The following is a 21,506-nucleotide window of genomic DNA, read 5'->3' as shown; positions in this document are numbered from 1 at the left end:
TTACCATGTTGTGAGTAAGATATTATATCAAGTTCCCGGCCGCTTTGCAACGCTCCCCGCGGCACAAATAGAGCGAAAAAATGCCGTACGGCCCGCTGTTTCAGCGGGCCGTACGGCATGAACTGAGATAGATAAAGAGGGAGAGACCCTCAAGTTGAGGGCTGGATTCGAAGAAAAAAGACGTTCAACGGCTCCTGACGGCGACTCAGACGCTGTCCAGACCCATTGGGGCTTCCTGGAAGATCCGGCGGTCCATCAGCGGAACCGCGCCGTCCTTGTATTCAATGATCGGCACGAACTCCATCTGGTCCAAAATATCCCGCTGGAGGTCGATGCCGGGGGCAATTTCTGTGAGGTGAAGGCCGTCGGGCTCCAGGTGAAAGACACAGCGCTCCGTGATATAGGTCACCTGTTGGCCCTTCTGCACCGCCATATCGCCGCTGAAGGTCACCTGCTCCACCTGCCGGAGGAACTTTTTGCTCCGGCCCTCCCGGTCGATGTGGACGGTCCCATCCTGGATGCGGACCTTCAGCCCGTCGGCGGTGAAGGTCCCGCAGAAGAAGACCTTCCTGGTGTTCTGACTGATGTCGATAAAGCCGCCGCAGCCGGCGATTTTAGGTCCGAAGCGGCTGACATTGATGTTGCCGTGCTGGTCGCACTGGGCCAGTCCCAGATAGGCCTGATCCAGTCCGCCGCCGTCATAAAAGTCGAACTGATAGCCCTGGTCCAGGATGGCGTCGGCGTTGGCGGAGGCGCCGAACCGGGGACCGCCCTGGGGGATGCCGCCCACAGGGCCGCCCTCCACCGTCAGGGTCATCCGGTCGCCGACCCCCTCCTCCGCGGCCACGGAGGCCACGTATTCCGGCGCGCCCACGCCCAGGTTCACCGTGATGTCCGGCCGCAGCTCCAGGGCGCCCCGGCGGCCGATGATCTTCTTGGCGCTCAGGGGCAGCGGCGCCGCTTCCGCGTCCGGCGCCCGGCGCTCTCCGGAGAGGACGGGATCGTACCGGCAGCCGATGGACTGCGCGTGATCCTCCGGCCCGGCCACCACCACATAGTCCACATAGATGCCGGGGACCTTGACCAGCCTGGGGTCCAGGCTGCCCGCCCGGACCACCTCTTCCACCTGGACCACCACCACGCCGCCGCTGTTCTTCACGGCCTGGGCCACCGAGGTGGCCTCCAGGGTAGCCACCTCCTTTTCCAGGGTCACATTGCCACGCTCATCGGCGTAGGTCCCCCGCAGGAAGGCCACGTGGATGGGGAAGGCGGGATAGAAGAGGTAGTCCTTTCCCTTGATGGTGATGCGCTCTACGAGGTCCTCCGTGGTGATGCTGTTGACCTTTCCGCCGCCGTTTTGGGGATCAATGAAGGTCCCCAGGCCCACCGGCGTGATGGTGCCCGGCTTGTGGGCGGCGATGTCCCGGAAGAGATGGCACAGGGCGCCCTGGGAGAGGTTATAGGCCTCAATCTCATTGCGCAGCGCCATCTCGCCCAGGGCGGGTACGGTGGCCCAGTGGCCGGCGATGAAGCGCTTGAGCAGCCCCTTGTGGGCGTAGTGCTCTCCGCCGCTGCCGTCCTTATTGCCCTGGGAGCCGGCATAGACATAGGTGAGGTCCCTGGGATGGCCCGTCTCCAGGAAGCGGCGCTCCACGGCCTTGTTCACCGCCTCCGGGATACAGCTGGCCACAAAGCCGCTGGTGGTAAAGGTGTCCCCGTCCTTGAGGAGGCCGGCTGCCGCCTCCGGGGAGATGATCTTGACCCTGCCCATGCTCCTGCCCCCTTACAGGGTCTCCACCAGGCTCTGGAGCCGGGTGTGGAGCTGTTCAAAGGACGTGGACTCCTGGTCCACCTCGATCATGAGGCTGCGGACCCCCTGGGCTTCAAACTGCTTGTAGTAGATGGGATAGTCCCACTCCTCGGGGTCACAGAATTTCATCATGGCCACCACAACGGCATCGGCGCCGGTCTTGCGGGCCATATCCATAAGCATGGGGCCACGCTGCTTCTTGGTGTCGGTGGCCACGGAGCAGCCATACATGTTCTGCCACACCCGGGCCAGGCGGTAGAGGGGAGCCTCGTCGCCGTCGGGCACATCCACCCGGATCTGACGGGACTCCTGGGCCAGGTCGTCGGCCACGATGGCCAGGCCCAGCCGGTCAAAGAGCTCCAGCAGGCCGTTGGGCTCCAGCAGGATACCGGTGACCACCACCTTCTTTCCGGTCCAGGGCTGGGGCTCCTCCGCCCGGACGGCCTCCATCAGCGCCCGCACCAGGGCGGTATGGCGGGACTTCTCCATGAAGAGCCGGGCCTTGAAGACGGCGTGGCGGTCCACGGCGGAAATGACCTGTGGATACTGGGCGGCCAGGGCGGAGAACTCCCGCATGGCGGCCCGGTTCTCATTGTAGATCTGGATGGAGCGCTCCAGGGCGGCGTTGGTGATCTTCACCCCGGTGATGCCCTCCAGCTTCTCCTTCAAAATGGCATACTCCCGCTCCAGGAAGCGGTTGGCCGCCTCCAGACCCCGGTTCTGGGGATGGGTGAAGACCAGCACGGGAGAGGTCCCCTTCCACTTCTGGGACATGCACTTGAGGGTATCGCAGGGGACGGAGAATACCACGGCGGCCAGGTCGTCGTAGGCCCCCTCGCACTCCAGCTCCATGACCTGCTGCATGACGGAGCAGGCAAAGGGGGGCAGATAGGTCCGGGCCTTGGTCACGGGGCGGCTGCCGCCCCATAGGCCCACAGGGAGGTAACCGGTGGCGTGGACCAGCTCCTCGGGAGCGTAAATGGGCATCATGCCGATGGCGCCTTTTCCCGTCTCGGCCAGGTGGTCGGCCATGGCCTTCCTGGGATCGCCGGCGATGGCTCTGAACTGCTCCAGCAGGGCTTTGATGTTCTCTTCCATGACTACCGCTCCTTCCTCATGCCTGGCCGCCGTCGGCAGCCTGCTCCATCATCTCGCCCAGGGCCTGGACCCGGGTATCGTACTGGGCGGGAGCAAAGTTCCGGGGATCGGTCTGATCGCCGTCAAAGCTCACGTAGGGCAGACCGTTCTTCTCCTGGATGCGCTCGGCGGTCTCCACGTTCAAAAAGCTCATGAGCTTACAGCTGCGGTTGAGGTGGTAGAGGACGCCGTCACACTGGCCCTCCTCCATGATCCGCCGCAGGACGGCCACCTTGTTGTCCAGGCAGGTATTGATATAGGTGCGGGTATAGGCCTCGGCCATGGAGTGGAGGGATTCGTCCTCGGCGTCATAGGTCAGATCCCACATGTTGGGGTAGGCTGAACCGGTCATAATGGTACCCTGGTTCTTCAGGGTCTTGAAGGTGTGCCCCAGATAGGGCCACACGGCGATGCCCTCCCAGGCAATGCGGTTCTGCTCGGCGCCCTTGAAGGCGGACTCGCCCTTCTTATACTTCTCCTCCAGCTCGTCGGCGAACTTCCTGAAGGTGATCTCGGCGTAGTCCCGGCTGCGGGCGCACACCACCAGAGCCATATAGTTAAAGAGATCGAAGCCGTTGAGGGGGGAGGGCTTATAGCGGCTCATGGAGGCGATGCGGTTCCACTGCTCGATGGAGCGCTGGGTCTGGCGGCGGACCTGGTGGAACTTCTCATAGTCGAAGGGCCGGCCGCAGATGACCTCCAGCTGAGAGATGGCGTTGCGGAACTCGTCGGCGATGTACTCCTTGGCGTGCTCGGACACGGGCATGGTATGGTTGAAGGGCACGTCGATGACGATGCAGGGGATGTTGAGCTCGGCGGCCAGGTTCTCATACCACTTGAGAAGGGTGTTGCAGATGTTGTTGCAGGTGATGACCAGGTCGGGGAGGGGCACCCGGGCGGCGGGGGAGTTGGCCAGGGCCTCGGGGGTCTTTCCCGTCATGGCCTCCTCCTTCAGCAGCTCCATGTATCCCATGTTCACCCGGCCGTAGGAGCAGCAGTCCACGGAGTAGCCCATGCGGTCGGCCACCTCCAGCATGTCCATGGCCCCCTTGCGGGCGCCGATGCCGGCGGCGTGGGTCTCGGGGTATACCATGGCAATGTCCATAGCCACGCACATCTCCGGCGGCGCCACCGAGGCCGACCAACACACCAGCTTGCCGTTGGCCTTGGCCTGGCGGGCCTCTTCATCCAGCTTGGCCTGGTAATAGGCCAGAAGCTCTTTCGCGGTCATCTCTTGGACAGATTTCTCACTCATGCGGAACGCTCCTTTCGCATCATTTCCTCATAGGCCAGCAGGGCGGCGCCCAGCGCGCCGGTGAGCTGCGGGTTTTGGGCCACCACCAGGGGCGCCCCCAGTTCCTTCTCAATGGCATCGGCCACACCGCCGTTCTTGGCGGCGCCGCCGCACAGGACCACCTCCCGCCGGACCCCCACACGCTGGGCCAGGGCGCAGGCCTTGGCCGCCACGCTGAAGTGGACGCCGGCGATGATATCCTCCTTGGCCGTCCCCCGGGAGAGGAGGGAGATGACCTCGGACTCGGCAAAGACCGTACAGGTGCTGCTCACCTGGGCGGGATTTTTGGAGCGGAAGTGATATTCCGCCATCTCCTCCAGGGGCACCTCCAGCACCCGGGCCATGACCTCCAGAAAACGGCCGGTACCGGCGGCGCACTTGTCGTTCATATAGAACTGGCGGATGCCGCCCCGGTCGTCCAGGGCGATGGCCTTCACGTCCTGTCCGCCGATGTCGATGATGGTGCGGACAGAGGGGTCCTGGAAAAAGACCCCCTTGGCGTGACAGGTGATCTCGCTCATCTGCTTGTCGGCCATCGGCAGGGCCGTGCGGCCGTAGCCGGTAGCCAGGATGAAGGCCATGTCCTTCAGATCGAGCCCGCTCGTGGCGGCGATCTCCTCCAGCACCCGTCCGGGACCGCTGCTGCCGGTGCCCGCCTGAACGGCCAGACCCGCCACCACCTCTTTTCCATCCCGGAGGATGACCGCCTTGGAGGAGGCGGAGCCCACGTCGATGCCCATGGTATACATACCGTTTCCTCCCTCAGTGCTGCTCGCCGCGGTCGATGGGGCCTACGGTCTGGACCAATTCGAAAAGGACACCCTCAGAGTACCGGGGACGCAGGAAATTGACGATGATGTCGGAGGTGCCCTCCACCGCCTCTTTCTCCAGCATCTCCAGGCCCTGGGCCTCCAGCTCCCGGCTGGCGGCCTCTACGTCCTCTACCTCGAAGGCGATGTGGGCGATGCCGCCCTTTCCGCCGTTGAAGCGGGTGAGCACCCCCTCATGGGGAATGATGAACTCAATGGGACTCTCCCGTGGGCCGTACTTGGTAAAGATCAGGTCGGCGTGATAGCTCTTCACATAGCCTCGGTAGTCCACTTCCAGGCCAAAAAGCTTGATGAGGTGTTCCGCCTGTTCCACGGTGGGGAGGACCACTCCCACGTGGTGCATCCGCAGGGGCTTCATATTGGTCACCCTTTCTTTTGAAGTGGCACCAGTGTAGCACGGCCATCGGCGTGAAGCCATGAAATGCAATGGACTTTTCTGGAAATGAGTTGCATCAAACTTGAATCCGCTATGCAACTTGATTCAAGTTGCATAGCGGATTTGAAAAGTGGTTCCACCTATGGTATACTGACCCCAACAGGGACACAGGGAGGGATCTATTATGACGGAGTATGGCGCGCTGCTCCGGCGGCTGGTGGACTTCACAGGCAGCAAGCTCTACGCGGTGGCCGATGAGGTGGGCTACGACGTCTCCTATATCAGCAAGTGGTGCAACAAGGACCTGCTCCCCGCGCCCAAGACCGCCCACACGGTGGATGTGGCGCTGGGGCGTTTTTTCGGGGACGCCATCCGCCGGGACGGCGCAGAGGCCGCCTTTGACGCCGCCTTCCCGGGCGCCGGCGCCCAGGAAGGGTTAGAATCGCGGATCACCGCCCTTTTGTCCGAGGCCTACGACGCCTCCGTCCACCACCGGACTGTCTCCGGGTCCGCCGCCGCGTCGGAGGCGGAGCTGCTGGTCCGGCACCACGAGATCCTGGAGCGGCTGCGGGCCATCCCGACTCCCGGCAAGGGGGAGACGGTGGTCTGCACCATTGACCTCCTCACTCTGCTCAAAAGCAGGGATCTCCCCGCCCTGGAGCACCTATTTCACGGCAAAGGGGTCCACATCCACGCCGCTCTGGACCTGACCCCCTTCCGCCAGGGCGGTCAGGAGGAGATGGGGCTGCTCTACGGCTTCCTCAGCCGGAACCGCGAGAGCTTCCTCACCCTGTACGACGGCGCGGGGCTGGAGCGGGAAGGGCTCCTGGCGGTGGGTGAGCACGGCGGCATGCTCATGAGCATGGACGGCCGCGGCGAGCTGGACGCCCTCGTCATGGCCCAGGGCGCGGCGGGAACCCATCTGCGGGAAACTGCCATGGCCCGTCTTTCCGAGCGGCCCGTCCTGCTGAGCCCCGCCCGACCGGAGGACATGCGCCGGGGCGGATACCGCACCGATTTTTACAGCCGGGACCAGTTTCAGTTTTTCTCCCCCTACGGCTTTGAATTCCTGCTGCCCCCTTCCGTCTGCGAACCCATCCTCCAGGCCGGCGGCCCCGCAGCCGGTCCCGTCTGGGACCTCAGGAGGCTGTTCATCACCTGGGAGGAGGTCTTTCAAAAGAGCCACATCGACTTTTACCTGCTCAAATCCTCCCTTCTGCGCTATCTGGACTCCGGCGAGCTGCTCTTTGCCGACATCCCCTACCGCATGTCGTATGCCCAGCGCCTGGAGCATCTGGAGAACATCAAGGAGCGGGTCCTGGCCAACCACGACATCCGCTTTTTTGTCCTGGATGACGACGCCCTTCCGCCGGGGCCGCAGCCGGGCTTCGGGGTCTATCTGACTCCCAAAAAGCTCTTCCTCAAGAGTCCGGGCGCCTACCTGACGGGGGAGGGCCCCATGTTTTACACCGTCCAGAGCGACATTCTGATCCAGGCCGCCCAGCGCTACCTGGAGCACCTCCAGTCCCTGAGCGCCTGCCGGTGCTTCGACCACCGGGACGTGCCCGAGCTGGAGCGCCGGTATGGCGGGATGATCTACCGTATGCTCACCATGCACCCGGGCGGCGACTCCGAGCACCAGACCCCCGCCGGTGATCCCGGTTCCCTCTGACCTGTTGTCGGGTATAGCTGGGTGTTTTCTTCTCCCCTTTTTTGTGGTATGATACGAAAAGAATCTTATCTGCACAGGAGGACAGACATGAAAAAGCGCACCATCGCGCTGCTCCTGCTGACCGCCCTGCTGGGCGTACTGCTGACGAGCTGCAGCGAAGACAAACGCAACCACTACTCCCCCGGCTACTGGCGGGACAGCATCTTCTACGACGCCTTTGTGGATCTCCGCTTCACCCTGCCCCAGGGCTGGGAGTCCACCAGTCAGGAGGACCTGGATGCCATGAGCGCCGAGGCCGACAAGGCCCTGGACCTCCAGCGGGGCGGCACCGGCGAAGACCCCGATTCTGTCTATCACTATGAGCTCTCCGCCAAGGACACCGAGACCGGAAACGGCATCCTCATCCTGGTGCAGAGCTACAGCGGCAACGCCAACGACTACATCGACGGCCTGGAGGCCGGCGCCGAGCTGGAGGGCGCCACCTACTCCGTGGGCACCTCCGTCACCGTTCAGCTGCCCGGCCACGCCTATATCATGGTGCCCCTGACCATGGAGGGCCAGGACACCCCCTATCAGCGGCAGTATCTGCGCAAGCAGGGGGACTACCTCATCAACATCATGCTCTTCTCCACCACGGAGGACGATGAGGCCTTCTCCGCCCTGCTGGCCACCTTCTCCGAAATGGACGACGCATAAAACAGCTCTGTCCCTGCTCAGATTCAAAAGGCTCCGCCGGTCACGGCGGAGCCTTTTTGTCCATTTGTCCCTCTTGCCTCGCCGGAACGGAGGTGGTATCATGTTGCCTGCTGAAACCGAAGGGAGGGGACCACATGGAACAACAGACCGGTGAGAGCGAGCTGCTCCTCACCTGCCGCAGGGAGCCGGAGGGCGTTACCATCCTGCGCTGCACCGCCGGCACCGCCCATGTAATACTGCCCGACCGGGTCCTGGGTGAGCCGGTGACCGCCCTGGGGCCCTATGCCCTCTCCCAGCGGGAGCCCGACCTCTCCGGCTGTGACGACGCCTTCCAGGTCCGCGTCACCTGCGGCGGGCCGGACCCCCGGCACGACGCCTCCGCCATCCACTCGGTGGTCCTCCCCGCCATGCTCAAAACTGTAGGGGATTACACCTTCTACAACTGCCGGAACCTGGCCCGCCTCACCCTCACCGGGTCCGTGGAGCGGCTGGGCAGCGACTCCTTCATGAACTGTCCCCTTCAAAAAATCACCCTGACCCTGGGGGAGGACGGCAGGAGCTGCCTGCGCCCCCTGCTGGCTGACTGCGTGGCTGACCTGGAGGTGGTCCTCCGCTTCCCTGACGGGGAGGAGGCCCGGCTCTTCTTCCCCGCCTGGCACGAGGAGCTGGAGCTGCTGGCCGCCCCCCACATCTTCCAGACCCGCATCCAGGGGGGCGGCTACGCCTGCCGACAGTGCGTCCGGGACGGCGTCGTGGACTTCGGCGCCTACGACGGCTGCCTGGAACGGTTTCTGGCCGAGCACGACTTTTTATCCGTCTGCCGGATGGCCCTGGACCGGCTCCGCTGGCCCCTCCGGCTCTCCGCCGGGGCGGAGGATGCCTACCGCTCCGCCCTCTGCGACCACGGGGAGGTGGCCGTCACCCTCCTGCTGGACCGCCGGGACACCGAGGGTCTCTCCTTTCTTCTCTCCCAAAAGCTCCTCTCCCCCGCCCAGCGCGCCGCCGCCTGTGACGCCGCCCGGCAGCGGGGGAACACCGAGGCCCTGGCCCTCCTGCTGGAGGACCTGCGCCCCGCCCCGGGGCAGGGCCTGGACAAGTCCTTTGATCTGTGAGGTGGACCATGGCAGAACGCAGTGAATGGCAGGCTTTGGGCCAAAAGATCCTGTTTGCCGCCCGGAACGAGCTCTACCTCAACCTGCCCTTTCTGGACGCCGCCCTGGGCGCCCTCCGGCCGGAGACCGGCTTCGAGACTCCCACCCTGGCCACCGACGGCCGGGCCCTCTACTACTGCGGCACCTGGCTCTCCGCCCGGTATGAGCGCAGCCGCGCCCTGGTGTGCCGTGCCTACCTCCACACCGTCCTCCACTGTCTCCTCCGCCACCTCCCCAAGCGCCGTGGCCGGGATGGGGAGCTATGGGACTTGTGCTGCGACATCGCGGTGGAGTCCGTCCTGGACGGCCTGGACTACCCCTGCCTGGCCGCACCGGTGGCGGTGAGCCGGCGGCAGGCCCTCTACGCCCGGCTGGGGGACGGGGACAAGGCCCTCACCGCCGAGGCCATCTACCGCGCCTTCCGCCGGGAACGCCTCTCCCCTTACGAGCGGGCCACCCTGGCCCGGGAATTCCTCCAGGACGACCACAGTCTCTGGGAGCAGAAGGAGTCCCAGGAGAACGAGGAACAGTGGCAGCGCGCCGCCCAGCGGGTGCAGACCGGCATGGAGACGGTGTTCAGCCAGAACGCCACCGGCGGTCAGGCGGTGCTGGAGCAGCTGAAGGTGGAGGCACGGGAGAAGCACAACTACCGGGCCTTTCTCCAGCGCTTTGCGGTACTGGGGGAGGAGCTGGGGGTGGACGCCGACGCCTTTGACTACGGCTACTACGCCTACGGCCTGCGCCGCTACGGCAACATGCCCCTCATTGAGCCCCTGGAGACACGGGAGACACGCCGGGTCCGGGACCTGGTCATCGCCATCGACACCTCCATGTCCACCTCCGGGGAACTGGTACGGGAATTTCTCTCCTACACCTACACCATCCTCAAGGAATCGGAGAGCTTTTTCCGCACCTTCCGCCTCCGGCTCCTCCAGTGCGACGACCAGCTCCGCTCCGACCAGCTCATCACCAATGAAGAGGAATTGAAAGCCGCCATGGAGCATTTCCAGCTCACCGGCCAGAGCGCCACCGACTTCCGGCCCGTCTTTGCACATGTAGACGGCCTGCTCCAGAAGGGGGAGCTCCGGGACCTGCGGGGGCTTCTCTACTTCACCGACGGCCTGGGGATCTACCCCGCCCGGCGGCCCGCCTACGACGCCGCCTTCGTCATGCTCTCCCAGCAGGGCTTCCCCGAGCGAGTGCCCCCCTGGGGCATCCGGGTGCTGCTGGACGAGGACGAGCTTATCCAGGAGGACGCCTACCCTGACACCCTTTCCGAGGAGGAAGATCCATGAACATCAAACGCGCCAAAGAGGAGATCCAAAACACCGTCCGGGCCTATCTGTCCAAAGACGAGCTGGGGGCCTGGCGTATCCCGCCGGTGCGGCAGCGGCCCCTCCTCCTCATGGGCCCGCCGGGCATCGGCAAGACCCAGATCATGGAGCAGATCGCCGCCGAGCTGGACATCGGCCTGGTGAGCTACACCATCACCCACCACACCCGCCAGTCCGCCCTGGGCCTCCCCTTCATCCGGGAGGAGACCTTCGGCGATCAGGTCCACTCGGTCACCGAGTACACTATGAGCGAGATTTTGGCCTCGGTCTACCGGACCATGGAGGAGACCGGCGTCCGGGAGGGCATTCTCTTCCTGGACGAGATCAACTGCATCTCCGAGACTCTGGCCCCCATGATGCTCCAGTTCCTCCAGTGCAAGACCTTTGGCAACCAGCGCCTGCCCGAGGGCTGGATCATCGCCGCCGCCGGCAACCCGCCGGAGTACAACAAGTCGGTGCGGGAGTTCGACGTGGTCACCCTGGACCGGGTGAAGCGCATGGACATCACCGCCGACTACGGCGTGTGGAAGGAATACGCCCAGGCCCGGGGCATCCACGGGGCCATCCTCTCCTACCTGGACCTGCGCAAGGAGAACTTCTACGCCGTGGAGCGCACTGCCGACGGCCTCCAGTTCGTCACCGCCCGAGGCTGGGAAGATCTCTCCGAGCTCCTCCTCTCCTACGAGGCCCTGGGCATCCCAGCCGACCGTGAGGTGGTGGGGGAATACCTCCAGCTCCCCCGCATTGCCCGGGACTTTGCCGAGTACCTGGCCCTCTACGACCAGTACCGCAGGGTCTACCACGTGGACGAGATTCTCTCCGGACAGTGGTCCCCCCTGATGGTCCGGGAGCTCTCCGCCGCCCCCTTCGACCAGCGGCTGAGCATTTTAGGGCTGCTCCTCTCCCGGCTCCGGGAGGAGTGCCGGAAGGTGTGGGAGCTGGACGCCCTGGCCGACGCCCTCCACGCCGATCTGGCCGCCCTGAAGGGGAAGCTCCCCGCCGTCCGGCCCGACAACTTTCTGGCTGAAAAGGCCGATGCCCTCCGTCAAGACCTCTCCCGCCGCCGCTCCGCCGGCTCCGGCGACCGGCAGGGGGAGCGGCTGGTCCTGGCCCATCTGGCCCGGCTGGAGGAGCTGCTCCGTCACCTGAAGGAAGCCTCCCCCGCCGACAGTACCGCCGCCTTTGACCTCCTGAAGGCCGACTTCCAGTCCGACGTGGCCCTCCGGGCCAATGCCGCCGCCCAGGTGGGGGACCATCTGGAGCAGGCCTTCGCCTTCCTGGAGGCCGCCCTGGGGGAGGGCCAGGAGCTGGTCATCTTCGCCACCGAGCTTACCGCCGGCACCCACACCTCCTGGTTCATCCAGAACTTCGGCTGCGAGGCCTACTACCGCCACAATAAATCCCTTCTCTTCAACGACACCCAGCAGGCCCTTCTCTCTGAGATCGCGCAAGTGCGGCAGGGAGAGAAAACGGCCCCGGAACAGTGAAAAACGGTCCCGCCTTTTCAGGCGGGACCGTTTTTTACTGATTTCAGACCTGTTCCAGGAACCGCAGGAAGGCAGCTTTGCCCTCCTCTGTGCGCTTGTAGACGCCGGCGTGCTCCAGCACCTGGGCAAAGACCAAACCGGTCTCCTTCTCCACGATATCCAGGGCGTTGTCCGCCGTGATGGTGTACTTGGACTTGAATCCATCAACCCAGTCGGCGTGTTTAGCGGTGCGCTCGTCGGCACGGAGGTTGGCGCCGCTCACCAGGGCGTCAGCCACGGCGGAGAGCTCCTCCTTCAGCCGGGCGGGGAGGACGGCCAGACCCATGACCTCGATGAGGCCGATGTTTTCCTTCTTGATGTGGTGGAGCTCGGCGTGGGGGTGATAGACGCCCAGGGGGTGCTCGGCGGTGGTGATGTTGTTGCGGAGCACCAGGTCCAGCTCATAGTCGCTCCCACGGCGGCGGGCGATGGGGGTGATGGTGTTGTGGGGCTCCCCGTCGGTCTCGGCAAAGATAAAGGCGGCCTCATCGGTATAGCCCCGCCAGGAACACAGGATCTTGTCTGCCAAATCGATGAGCCGGGCCGGGTCGGCGGCGGTGAGGCGGACCACCGACATGGGCCACTTCACGATGCCGGCCTTCACGTCCTCGTAGCCTGGGAAGGTGAAGGGGGTCTCCACCGGCGCCCTTTCCATGGCGAAGGTGTAGTGGCCGCCCTGGAAGTGGTCGTGTGCCAGGATGGAGCCGCCCACGATGGGCAGGTCGGCGTTGGAGCCCACAAAATAGTGGGGGAACTGGCCCACAAAGTCCAGCAGCTTGGCGAAGCAGGCCCGGTCGATCTTCATGGGCACGTGCTCACTGTTGAGGCAGATACAGTGCTCATTGTAGTAGACGTAGGGGGAGTACTGCAAAAACCAGGGCGAGCCGTTGATGGTGATGGGGACGATGCGGTGGTTCTCCCGGGCAGGGTGGTTGACCCGGCCGGCATAGCCCTCGTTCTCAGCGCACAGCTGGCACCGGGGATAGGCAGACGCAGGCAGGTTGCGGGCGGCGGCGATGGCCTTGGGGTCCTTCTCCGGCTTGGAGAGGTTGATGGTGATGTCCAGGTCCCCGTACTCCGTGGGGGCAATCCACTTCACGTCCTTGGCGATGCGGTCCCGGCGGATGTAGTTGGTATCCTGGCTGAATTTATAGTACCAGTCGGTGGCCTGCTCCGGACTCTCGGCGCAGAGGGCCTGGAATTTCGCGATGACCTGGGCGGGCCGGGGAGTGAGCACCCCCATCAGCTTGGTATCAAAGAGGTCCCGGTAGACCACCGAGTCCTCCTTGAGCACGCCCCGGGCGTGAGCATCGTCCATGAGGGCGGTGAGCACGGCGGGCAGGTCCACGGGGCGCTGTGGCGGGGTCTCCGGCTCGGTATAGCTGTCCAGCCCCAGGGCCTCCAGCAGGGCGTTCACCGCCCACACCCGCTCACAGGGCTCGATGAGGCCGGTATCCAGGGCGTAGGCAACAAGGGCTTGGATCTCTCTGTCCACCATGTGCTCAGCCCTCCCCGTAGCCGTGGGGGTGAGCCTGATGCCACTTCCAGGCGGTGGAGATGATGGTGCTCAGGTCGTTGTACTTGGGCTTCCACCCCAGAACCTCCACGGCCTTGGCAGAGGAGGCAATGAGCTGGGCGGGATCTCCGGAGCGGCGGGGGGAGACCTCCGCGGGGATGGGGTGGCCGGTGACGCTCCGGGCCACGTCGATGACCTCCTTCACCGAGAAGCCCACGCCGTTGCCCAGGTTGAAAACGTTGTTCTCGCCGCCCTTGATCAGATAGTCCAGGGCCAGGATGTGGGCCTGGGCCAGGTCGCTCACATGGATGTAGTCCCGGATACAGGTGCCGTCGGGGGTGGGGTAGTCGTCCCCGTAGATGCCCACATGGTCCCGCTGGCCGTTGGGCACCTGGAGGATAATGGGGATCAGATGGGTCTCCGGGTCGTGGGCCTCGCCGATGGCGCCGGAGATGTGGGCGCCGGCGGCGTTGAAGTACCGCAGGGCCACATACCGAAGGCCGTGGGCCTTGGACACCCAGCCCATCATCTGCTCCATGGACAGCTTGGTGTTGCCGTAGCAGTTGGTGGGCACGGTCTTGTCGCTCTCCAGGATGGGCACCCGCTCCGGCTCGCCGTAGGTGGCGGCGGTGGAGGAGAATACGATTTTGTCCACCCCGTGCTCCACCATGGACTTCAGGAGCACCATGGTACCGTAGAGGTTGTTGTCATAGTACTTCAGGGGGTCGGACATGCTCTCCCCCACCTGGGAGGAGGCGGCGAAGTGGATCACACCCTCGATCTTTTCCGCCTGGAACAGAGTATCCAGCGCCCCCTTGTCCCGGATGTCCAGCTGATAGAACCGGGCCTTGGGGTGGACCGCCTGCTTGAAGCCGGTGAGGAGATTGTCCGCCACCACCACGTCCCGGCCTGCGTCGATGAGCTCGTACACCGTATGGGACCCGATGTAGCCGGCCCCGCCCAACACTAAAATCGCCATTCTGATGCGCCTTCCTTTCCAAATTTCCTCTGGTAATTCCAGTATATCCGTACCGGGATCAAATAGCAAGTTGAATTTTTACTAAAAATTTAACTTTGTCAGAGCGCACAGTTGCACCCGCTCTCTTATGGGCATTCTGACGGAGGAGCGGCACTCTCACGGACCACCAGAGAGGGTGGCACCACCACCTTCACCGGCAGGGTGCGCACCGGCGGCCGGCCGGGGAGGTCGGCCCGTTCCGCCAGGAGTCGGACGGCGGCCCGGCCCATCTCCTCGGCGTGGGTGGACACCGAGGTGAGGGCGGGGGTGACCAGGGCGGAGAGGGGGGTATCGTTGAAGGAGATCAGGGAGAGATCCCCGGGGATGGAGAGCCCCGCCTCGGTGATGGCACGGACGGCGCCCAGGGCGGTCTCCTCACTGGCGGCCAGAAAGGCGGTGGGCCGTGGGGCGCCCGAGGCCAGGTAGGCGCTCATGGCGGCGGCGGTGGAGTGGGCATCCATAGGGGCCTCCACCAAATAGGCGGGGTCCAGCAGGCCGTGGGCGGCCATATGGGCCATAAACCGCTCCCGGCGGACCTCCGGCGCCGGCTCTCCCCGGTCGTCAGGCCGGAGAGCGGGGCCAATAAAGCCCACCTTCCGGTGTCCAAGCCCCAGCAGGTAATCCACCGCCAGGCGGATACCCAGGTCGTAGTTGAGAACCACTGAGTCGAACCGGGACTCATCGGGGGAGGAGTTGAGAAAGACCAGGTTGGGGCTCACCGCCGCCAGGGCCTCCGCCTCCCGGAGGGGGAAGCGGCCGATGGCCACCACCCCGTCCACCGCTCCCTCCGGCGGGGCAAAACCCTCCCCTCTTCTGGACAGATATTGAAAGGCGATGCGCTGGTCCAGGCAGGCCTGCTCCACATAACCCCGGAGATAGAGGTAGAAGGGGTCCTCCAGCTGCTGGGCCGGGGTCAGCCGCTCCGCCGCCGCCGCCCGCATGAGAGTCTTGGGCGCCCGGCCCCGCCGGGATTTGGTGGCCGCGTAGTTGAGCTTACCCGCCTCCTCCAGCACCTTCTTCCGGGCCTCCGGACTCACCGCCAAGCCGGGGTCCCCTGTGAGAATGCGGGAGATGGTGGCCGGAGCATACCCCGTCCGCTCCGAGAGCTCCTTCAGAGTGGCCATGGGCTCCCCTCCTTTCCAATGCTTAAGATAATTTTACTAAAAATATTTTAGCTCCAGCCGTTCCCATTTGCAAGGAAAAAAGCACCGGCGCACAGACAAAATCTGTGCGCCGGTGCTCTTTACAGGCTTAGAACAGCCCCTTATTCCACGGTGATGGTGTCGTCGCTCCCGGCGGTGGCGTCCTCGCCAGTCTCCACGGGGACCTCCTCGGCCTCCACAGGGTGCTCGGCGGAGGGCTCGTCGTCGGGGCTCATGGTATCCCAGTCGAACTGGCGGTACCGGGCCAGGCCGGAGCCGGCGGGGATGAGCTTACCGATGATGACGTTCTCCTTCAGGCCCAGCAGGTGGTCCACCTTGCCCTTGATGGCGGCCTCGGTGAGGACCTTGGTGGTCTCCTGGAAGGAGGCCGCGGACAGGAAGGACTCGGTGGCCAGGGAGGCCTTGGTGATACCCATGATGAGGCGGGTGGCCACGGGGAGCTTCAGCTCCAGACCGTTGTTGGTCTCGCCGGCGTCGATGCGGGCCTGGACGGCGCGCTCGGCGTCCTTGAACTCGATGAGGTCGATGGTGGAGCCGCTGAGGAGGTCGGAGTCGCCGGCGTCCTCCACGCGGACCTTCCGCATCATCTGACGGGCGATGACCTCGATGTGCTTGTCGTTGATATCAACGCCCTGCTGACGGTAGGGCTTCTGGACTTCCTGGATGAGGTAGTCGTACACGGCGTGGATGCCGCGGATGCGCAGCACATCGGCGGGGTACAGGGCGCCGTCAGTGAGCATGTCGCCCTTCTGGACGGTGTCGCCCTCCTTCACCCGGATACCGGAGTTGTAGGCCAGGGTGTAGGTGACCACCTCACCGTCGTTGGCGGTGATGCTGACGTTGACCATACCGCCCTTCTTGGCATCCTCCATGCTGATCTTGCCGCTGATCTCGGCCAGCTGGGCCATCTTCTTGGGACGGCGGGCCTCGAAGAGCTCCTCAACACGGGGAAGACCCTGGGTGATATCGCCGCCGGCCACGCCGCCGGTGTGGAAGGTACGCATGGTCAGCTGGGTACCGGGCTCGCCGATGGACTGGGCGGCGATGATACCCACGGCCTCGCCCTCGCCCACGGTCTCGCCGATGGCCAGGTTGATGCCGTAGCACTTGGAGCACACGCCGCTGCGGGACTCACAGGTGAGCACAGAGCGGATCATGACAGAGTGGATGCCGTGGTCCTCCAGGAGCTTGGCGTCGTCGGGGGTCATCATGGTGTCCCGGCTGATGAGGAGCTCACCGGTCTTGGGATCGCAGATGTCCTCCACGGGATAGCGGCCCTTCAGGCGCTCGCCGAAGGTCTCGATGACCTGGCCGTTCTCCACGATCTCGCTGGCCAGGATGCCGTCGTGGGTGCCGCAGTCGTGCTCGCGGATGATGACCTCCTGAGACACGTCCACCAGACGGCGGGTCAGGTAACCGGAGTCGGCGGTACGCAGAGCGGTATCGGCCATACCCTTACGGGCGCCTCTGGAGGAGATGAAGTACTCCAGAACGGACAGACCCTCACGGAAGTTGGACTTGATGGGGATCTCAATGGTACGGCCGGAGGTATCGGCCATCAGGCCACGCATGGCGGCCAGCTGACGGATCTGGGCGGTGGAACCACGGGCGCCGGAGTCGGCCATCATCCAGATAGGATTGTACCGGTCCAGCACGTTCATCAGGGCGTCGGTCACGTCCTTGGTGGTCTTTTCCCAGGCCTGGACCACCAGACGATACCGCTCGTCGTTGGTCAGGAAGCCGCGCTTGTACTGGCGGTCGATCTTGACGATCTCCTTCTCGGTGGCGGCGATGAGCTCGGGCTTCTGGGGAGGCACGGTCATATCGTGGATGGAGACGGTCAGGGCGCCCCGGGTGGAGAACTTATAGCCCCGGGCCTTGATGGTGTCCAGCACGGTGGCGGAAACGGTAAAGCCGTGCTTGGTGATGCACTTGTCAATGATCTTGCCCAGCTGCTTCTTACCGGTGATGAAGTTGATCTCGGGATCGAACATGGTCTCGGGATCGGTGCGGTCCACAAAGCCCAGATCCTGGGGGATGCCCTCGTTGAAGATCAGGCGGCCCACAGTGGTGCGGACCAGCTTGTGGCGGGTCTCGCCGTCCACCTCCATGGAGCGGCGGACCAGGATGGGCATATGCAGATCCAGCTCGCCCTCGTCGTAGGCCAGACGGGCCTCCCCGTCGTCGGAATACACCCGGTAGATCTCACGGGGCAGCTCTCCGTCGGGGGTGTCGGCGCAGATGCCGGCGTAGGTGGGGATGTCGTCCAGGGAGCCGGGATGCTTCACCCACACCTTGTCGTCGGGCTGGACGGTGCCCTCGGCCAGGGCGGCTTTCACGGCAGCCACATCCTCGTAGGCGAAGTCGTGGTCCTCGTACTTCTCATAGGTGAGGTAGTAGGAACCCAGCACCATGTCCTGGGTGGGCACGGTGACGGGGCCGCCGTCCTGGGGACGCAGCAGGTTGTTGGCGGAGAGCATCAGGATACGGGCCTCGGCCTGGGCCTCGGCGGACAGAGGCACGTGGACAGCCATCTGGTCGCCGTCGAAGTCGGCGTTGAAGGCGGTACACACCAGGGGGTGCAGCTTGATGGCGCGGCCCTCCACCAGCACGGGCTCGAAGGCCTGGATGCCCAGACGGTGCAGCGTAGGCGCACGGTTGAGCATCACGGGGTGCTCCTTGATGACGAAGTCCAGGGCGTCCCACACCTCGGGACGGCCCTTATCCACCATCTTCTTAGCCGACTTGATGTTGTTGGCCAGGCCGTCCTCCACCAGCTTCTTCATGACGAAGGGCCGGAAGAGCTCGATGGCCATCTCCTTGGGCAGGCCGCACTGGTAGATCTTCATCTCAGGGCCGACCACGATAACGGAACGGCCGGAGTAGTCCACGCGCTTACCCAGCAGGTTCTGACGGAAACGGCCCTGCTTACCTTTCAGCATGTCGGAGAGGGACTTGAGGGCACGGTTGTTGGCGCCGGTGACGGCACGGCCGCGGCGGCCATTGTCGATGAGGGCATCCACCGCCTCCTGAAGCATCCGCTTCTCGTTCCGGACGATGATGTCGGGGGCGTTGAGCTGGATGAGGCGCTTGAGGCGGTTGTTGCGGTTGATGACCCGGCGGTAGAGGTCGTTGAGGTCAGAGGTGGCGAAGCGGCCGCCGTCCAGCTGCACCATGGGGCGCAGCTCAGGGGGAATGACAGGCAGCACGTCGATAATCATCCACTCGGGCTTGTTGCCAGAGATGCGGAAGGCGTCCACCACCTCCAGGCGCTTGACGATGCGGGCCTTCTTCTGGCCGGAGGCGTCCTTGAGCTCGGCACGAAGCTGCTCGGAGAGCTCTTCCAGGTTGATATCCTGGAGCAGCTTCTTCACGGCCTCGGCGCCCATGGCGGCCTCAAAGTCGTCCTCGTACTTCTCCCGCATGTCCCGGTATTCCTTCTCGGTGAGAATCTGGTTCTTGGCCAGAGGAGAGAAGCCGGGGTCAGTGACAATATAGGCGGCGAAGTAGAGCACCTTTTCCAGGATGCGGGGGCTGATGTCCAGCAGCAGGCCCATCCGGGAGGGGATACCCTTGAAGTACCAGATGTGGGACACGGGGGCGGCCAGCTGGATGTGGCCCATGCGCTCACGGCGGACCTTGGCCCGGGTGACCTCCACGCCGCAGCGGTCGCAGATCTTGCCCTTATAGCGGATCTTCTTGTACTTGCCGCAGTGGCACTCCCAGTCCTTGGTGGGCCCGAAGATCTTCTCACAGAACAGACCGTCCCGCTCGGGCTTCAGGGTGCGGTAGTTGATGGTCTCCGGCTTGAGGACCTCGCCGTAGGACCACTCCAGGATCTGCTCCGGGGAGGCGATGCCAATTCGGATGGCGTCAAACTCAGCGTAGCTCATATTCTATCGTCCTCCCTTTCTTATTCCATATCGTCCTGGTCGCCGTCGAGAGAGATCTCGCCCTCTTCAAACTCCAGGCCGTCGTCATCGCTATCGGAGGCCGCCAGGTCATCGTCGTCGCTGCCCTCCTTGAGGGTGAAGCCGGCGGCGGCGAAATCGGACTCCCCACCGGCGTTGTAGCCGTAGAAGTCGTCGTCGTCCCGGATGCGGTCGGGCTGGTAGTTGTCCTCGTCGTCGTCCTTGAGCTCGATCTCGTTGCCGTCGTGGTCCAGGACCTGGATGTCCAGGCAGAGGGCCTGGAGCTCCTTGACCAGAACCTTGAAGGACTCGGGCACACCGGGCTTGGGCACGTTGTGGCCCTTGACGATGGCCTCGTAGGTGCGGACACGGCCGGTGACGTCGTCGGACTTGACGGTGAGGATCTCCTGGAGGGTGTAGGCGGCGCCGTAAGCCTCCAGGGCCCACACCTCCATCTCGCCGAAGCGCTGGCCGCCGAACTGGGCCTTGCCGCCCAGAGGCTGCTGGGTGACCAGGGAGTAGGGGCCGGTGGAACGGGCGTGGATCTTATCATCCACCAGGTGGTGGAGCTTGAGGAAGTAGACGTAACCCACAGTGACGCGGTTATCAAACCGCTCGCCGGTACGGCCGTCGTAGAGCCAGCTCTTGCCGTCCTCGGCCAGGCCGGCGGCCTGGAGGGTGGCGGCGATCTCGGGCTCGTTGGCGCCGTTGAAGATGGGGGTGGCCACCTTCCAGCCCAGAGCCTGGGCGGCGTAGCCCAGGTGGACCTCCAGCACCTGACCGATGTTCATACGGGAAGGCACGCCCAGGGGGTTCAGCACGATGTCCAGGGGGGTGCCGTCGGGCAGGAAGGGCATATCCTCCTGAGGCATGATCCGGGACACGACACCCTTGTTGCCGTGACGGCCGGCCATCTTGTCGCCCACGGAGATCTTACGCTTCTGGGCGATATAGACGCGGACCACCTCGTTGACGCCGGGGGACAGCTCGTCGCCGGCCTCGCGGGTGAATACCTTCACGTCCACGATGATGCCGCTCTCGCCGTGGGGCACCTTCAGAGAGGTGTCGCGGACCTCACGGGCCTTCTCACCAAAGATGGCCCGCAGCAGGCGCTCCTCGGCGGTGAGGTCGGTCTCGCCCTTGGGGGTGACCTTGCCCACCAGGATGTCGCCGGCGTGGACCTCGGCGCCCACACGGATGATGCCGCGCTCGTCCAGGTCCTTCAGGGCGTCCTCGCCCACGTTGGGAATGTCGCGGGTAATCTCCTCGGGCCCCAGCTTGGTGTCGCGGGACTCGGTCTCGTACTCCTCGATGTGGATGGAGGTAAAGACGTCCTCCTTGACCATACGCTCGTTGAGCAGGATGGCGTCCTCGTAGTTGTAGCCTTCCCAGGTCATGAAGCCCATGAGGATGTTCTTGCCCAGGGCGATCTCGCCGTTGGAGGTGGAGGGGCCGTCCACCAGGACGTCGCCCTTCTCCACCCGCTGGCCCACGCTGACGATGGGCCGCTGGTTGATGCAGGTGCCGTGGTTGGAGCGCATGAACTTGGTGAGCTTGTACTCCACCACACGGCCCTCGTCGTAGCGGACGGTGATATACTGGGCGGAGACCTTGGTGACCTCACCGGGGCCCTCCGCCAGAATGACGATCTCGGAGTCGATGCAGTTCTTGTGCTCCTGGCCGGTGGCCACGATGGGGGCCTCGGTGGTCAGCAGGGGCACGGCCTGACGCTGCATGTTGGCGCCCATCAGGGCGCGGTTGGCGTCGTCGTTCTCCAGGAAGGGGATCATGGCGGTGGCGATGGACACCATCATCTTGGGGGAGACGTCGATATAGTCCACCTGCTCCCGGTCCACCTCAATGACCTCATTGCGGTGACGGCAGGTGATACGGGCGTTGAGGAGGAAGCCGTTCTCGTCCACGGGCTCGGTGGCCTGGGCGATGGTGTACTCGTCCTCGATGTCGGCGGTCATATACTCGATCTCATCGGTGACCCGGCCGGTGGCCTTGTCGATCTTCCGGTAGGGGGCCTCAATGAAGCCGTACCGGTTGATGCGGGCGTAGGAGGCCAG

The 21,506-nt window shown here is 64.4% G+C and carries 15 protein-coding genes; 5 read left to right on the top strand and 10 right to left on the bottom strand.

Annotated elements, in window-relative coordinates; genetic code table 11:
• Nucleotides 1–205: 205 nt before the first annotated feature.
• From Q0K15_RS04935 to Q0K15_RS04915, 5 genes are read right to left on the bottom strand one after another with little or no spacing between them, the layout of a single operon-like run.
• Entirely contained in the window at nt 206–1,771 is a 1,566-nt protein-coding gene (locus tag Q0K15_RS04935) for a CoA-transferase (protein ID WP_294513144.1), read from the bottom strand.
• Between the two features lie 12 nt (nt 1,772–1,783).
• Nucleotides 1,784–2,908 carry a 2-hydroxyacyl-CoA dehydratase family protein gene (locus Q0K15_RS04930; RefSeq protein ID WP_294513141.1) on the bottom strand — a complete coding sequence of 375 codons (1,125 nt, stop codon included), beginning with the start codon at nt 2,906–2,908 and terminating at the stop codon, nt 1,784–1,786.
• Nucleotides 2,909–2,924: 16 nt separating this feature from the next.
• Nucleotides 2,925–4,202: a 2-hydroxyacyl-CoA dehydratase family protein gene (locus Q0K15_RS04925; protein WP_294513138.1), complete on the bottom strand. Its 1,278-nt coding sequence runs from the start codon at nt 4,200–4,202 to the stop codon at nt 2,925–2,927.
• Nucleotides 4,199–4,990: an acyl-CoA dehydratase activase gene (locus Q0K15_RS04920; protein WP_294513135.1), complete on the bottom strand. Its 792-nt coding sequence runs from the start codon at nt 4,988–4,990 to the stop codon at nt 4,199–4,201. The genes Q0K15_RS04925 and Q0K15_RS04920 overlap by 4 nt, the downstream gene beginning before the upstream one ends.
• A 13-nt stretch (nt 4,991–5,003) precedes the next feature.
• Nucleotides 5,004–5,429 carry a VOC family protein gene (locus tag Q0K15_RS04915; RefSeq protein WP_294513132.1) on the bottom strand — a complete coding sequence of 142 codons (426 nt, stop codon included), beginning with the start codon at nt 5,427–5,429 and terminating at the stop codon, nt 5,004–5,006.
• Between the two features lie 202 nt (nt 5,430–5,631).
• On the opposite strand from Q0K15_RS04915, the gene Q0K15_RS04910 reads away from it, so the two are divergent.
• The 5 genes from Q0K15_RS04910 to Q0K15_RS04890 all read left to right on the top strand — a co-directional run bounded on the left by Q0K15_RS04910 (nt 5,632) and on the right by Q0K15_RS04890 (nt 11,787).
• Nucleotides 5,632–7,119, top strand: a complete 1,488-nt coding sequence (locus tag Q0K15_RS04910) for a hypothetical protein (RefSeq protein WP_294513129.1) — start codon at nt 5,632–5,634, stop codon at nt 7,117–7,119.
• 87 nt (nt 7,120–7,206) lie between these two features.
• The gene (locus Q0K15_RS04905; RefSeq protein ID WP_294513126.1) at nt 7,207–7,815 is read left to right on the top strand and encodes a hypothetical protein; all 609 of its coding nucleotides are present in this window, start codon (nt 7,207–7,209) and stop codon (nt 7,813–7,815) included.
• Nucleotides 7,816–7,949: 134 nt separating this feature from the next.
• Nucleotides 7,950–8,927: a leucine-rich repeat domain-containing protein gene (locus Q0K15_RS04900; protein ID WP_294513123.1), complete on the top strand. Its 978-nt coding sequence runs from the start codon at nt 7,950–7,952 to the stop codon at nt 8,925–8,927.
• A gap of 8 nt (nt 8,928–8,935) precedes the next feature.
• On the top strand, nt 8,936–10,261 hold the full coding sequence (locus tag Q0K15_RS04895; RefSeq protein ID WP_294513120.1) for a VWA-like domain-containing protein: 1,326 nt from the start codon (nt 8,936–8,938) through the stop codon (nt 10,259–10,261).
• A complete protein-coding gene (locus Q0K15_RS04890; RefSeq protein WP_294513117.1) occupies nt 10,258–11,787 on the top strand; it encodes an AAA family ATPase in 1,530 nt (509 codons plus the stop codon). Before Q0K15_RS04895 ends, Q0K15_RS04890 begins: the two co-directional genes overlap by 4 nt.
• A gap of 43 nt (nt 11,788–11,830) precedes the next feature.
• On the opposite strand, the gene galT is transcribed toward Q0K15_RS04890, so the two are convergent.
• From galT to Q0K15_RS04865, 5 genes are all read right to left on the bottom strand, one after another.
• Nucleotides 11,831–13,324: a UDP-glucose--hexose-1-phosphate uridylyltransferase gene (gene galT, locus Q0K15_RS04885; protein WP_294513114.1), complete on the bottom strand. Its 1,494-nt coding sequence runs from the start codon at nt 13,322–13,324 to the stop codon at nt 11,831–11,833.
• A 4-nt stretch (nt 13,325–13,328) separates the two neighbouring features.
• Entirely contained in the window at nt 13,329–14,321 is a 993-nt protein-coding gene (gene galE, locus Q0K15_RS04880) for a UDP-glucose 4-epimerase GalE (RefSeq protein ID WP_294513112.1), read from the bottom strand.
• 125 nt (nt 14,322–14,446) lie between these two features.
• On the bottom strand, nt 14,447–15,484 hold the full coding sequence (locus Q0K15_RS04875) for a LacI family DNA-binding transcriptional regulator (protein ID WP_294513109.1): 1,038 nt from the start codon (nt 15,482–15,484) through the stop codon (nt 14,447–14,449).
• 140 nt (nt 15,485–15,624) lie between these two features.
• The gene (rpoC, locus tag Q0K15_RS04870; protein WP_294513106.1) at nt 15,625–19,416 is read right to left on the bottom strand and encodes a DNA-directed RNA polymerase subunit beta'; all 3,792 of its coding nucleotides are present in this window, start codon (nt 19,414–19,416) and stop codon (nt 15,625–15,627) included.
• 20 nt (nt 19,417–19,436) lie between these two features.
• Nucleotides 19,437–21,506, bottom strand: a 2,070-nt coding sequence (locus tag Q0K15_RS04865; RefSeq protein WP_294513103.1) for a DNA-directed RNA polymerase subunit beta, incomplete at its 5' end; no start/stop codon positions are given.

It is taken from the genome of uncultured Intestinimonas sp. (assembly GCF_944387245.1).
Taxonomy (GTDB): Bacteria; Bacillota; Clostridia; order Oscillospirales; family Oscillospiraceae; genus Intestinimonas.
Note: the sequence above shows the minus strand (reverse complement) of the source record. Positions and strands in the feature narration are given on the sequence as shown.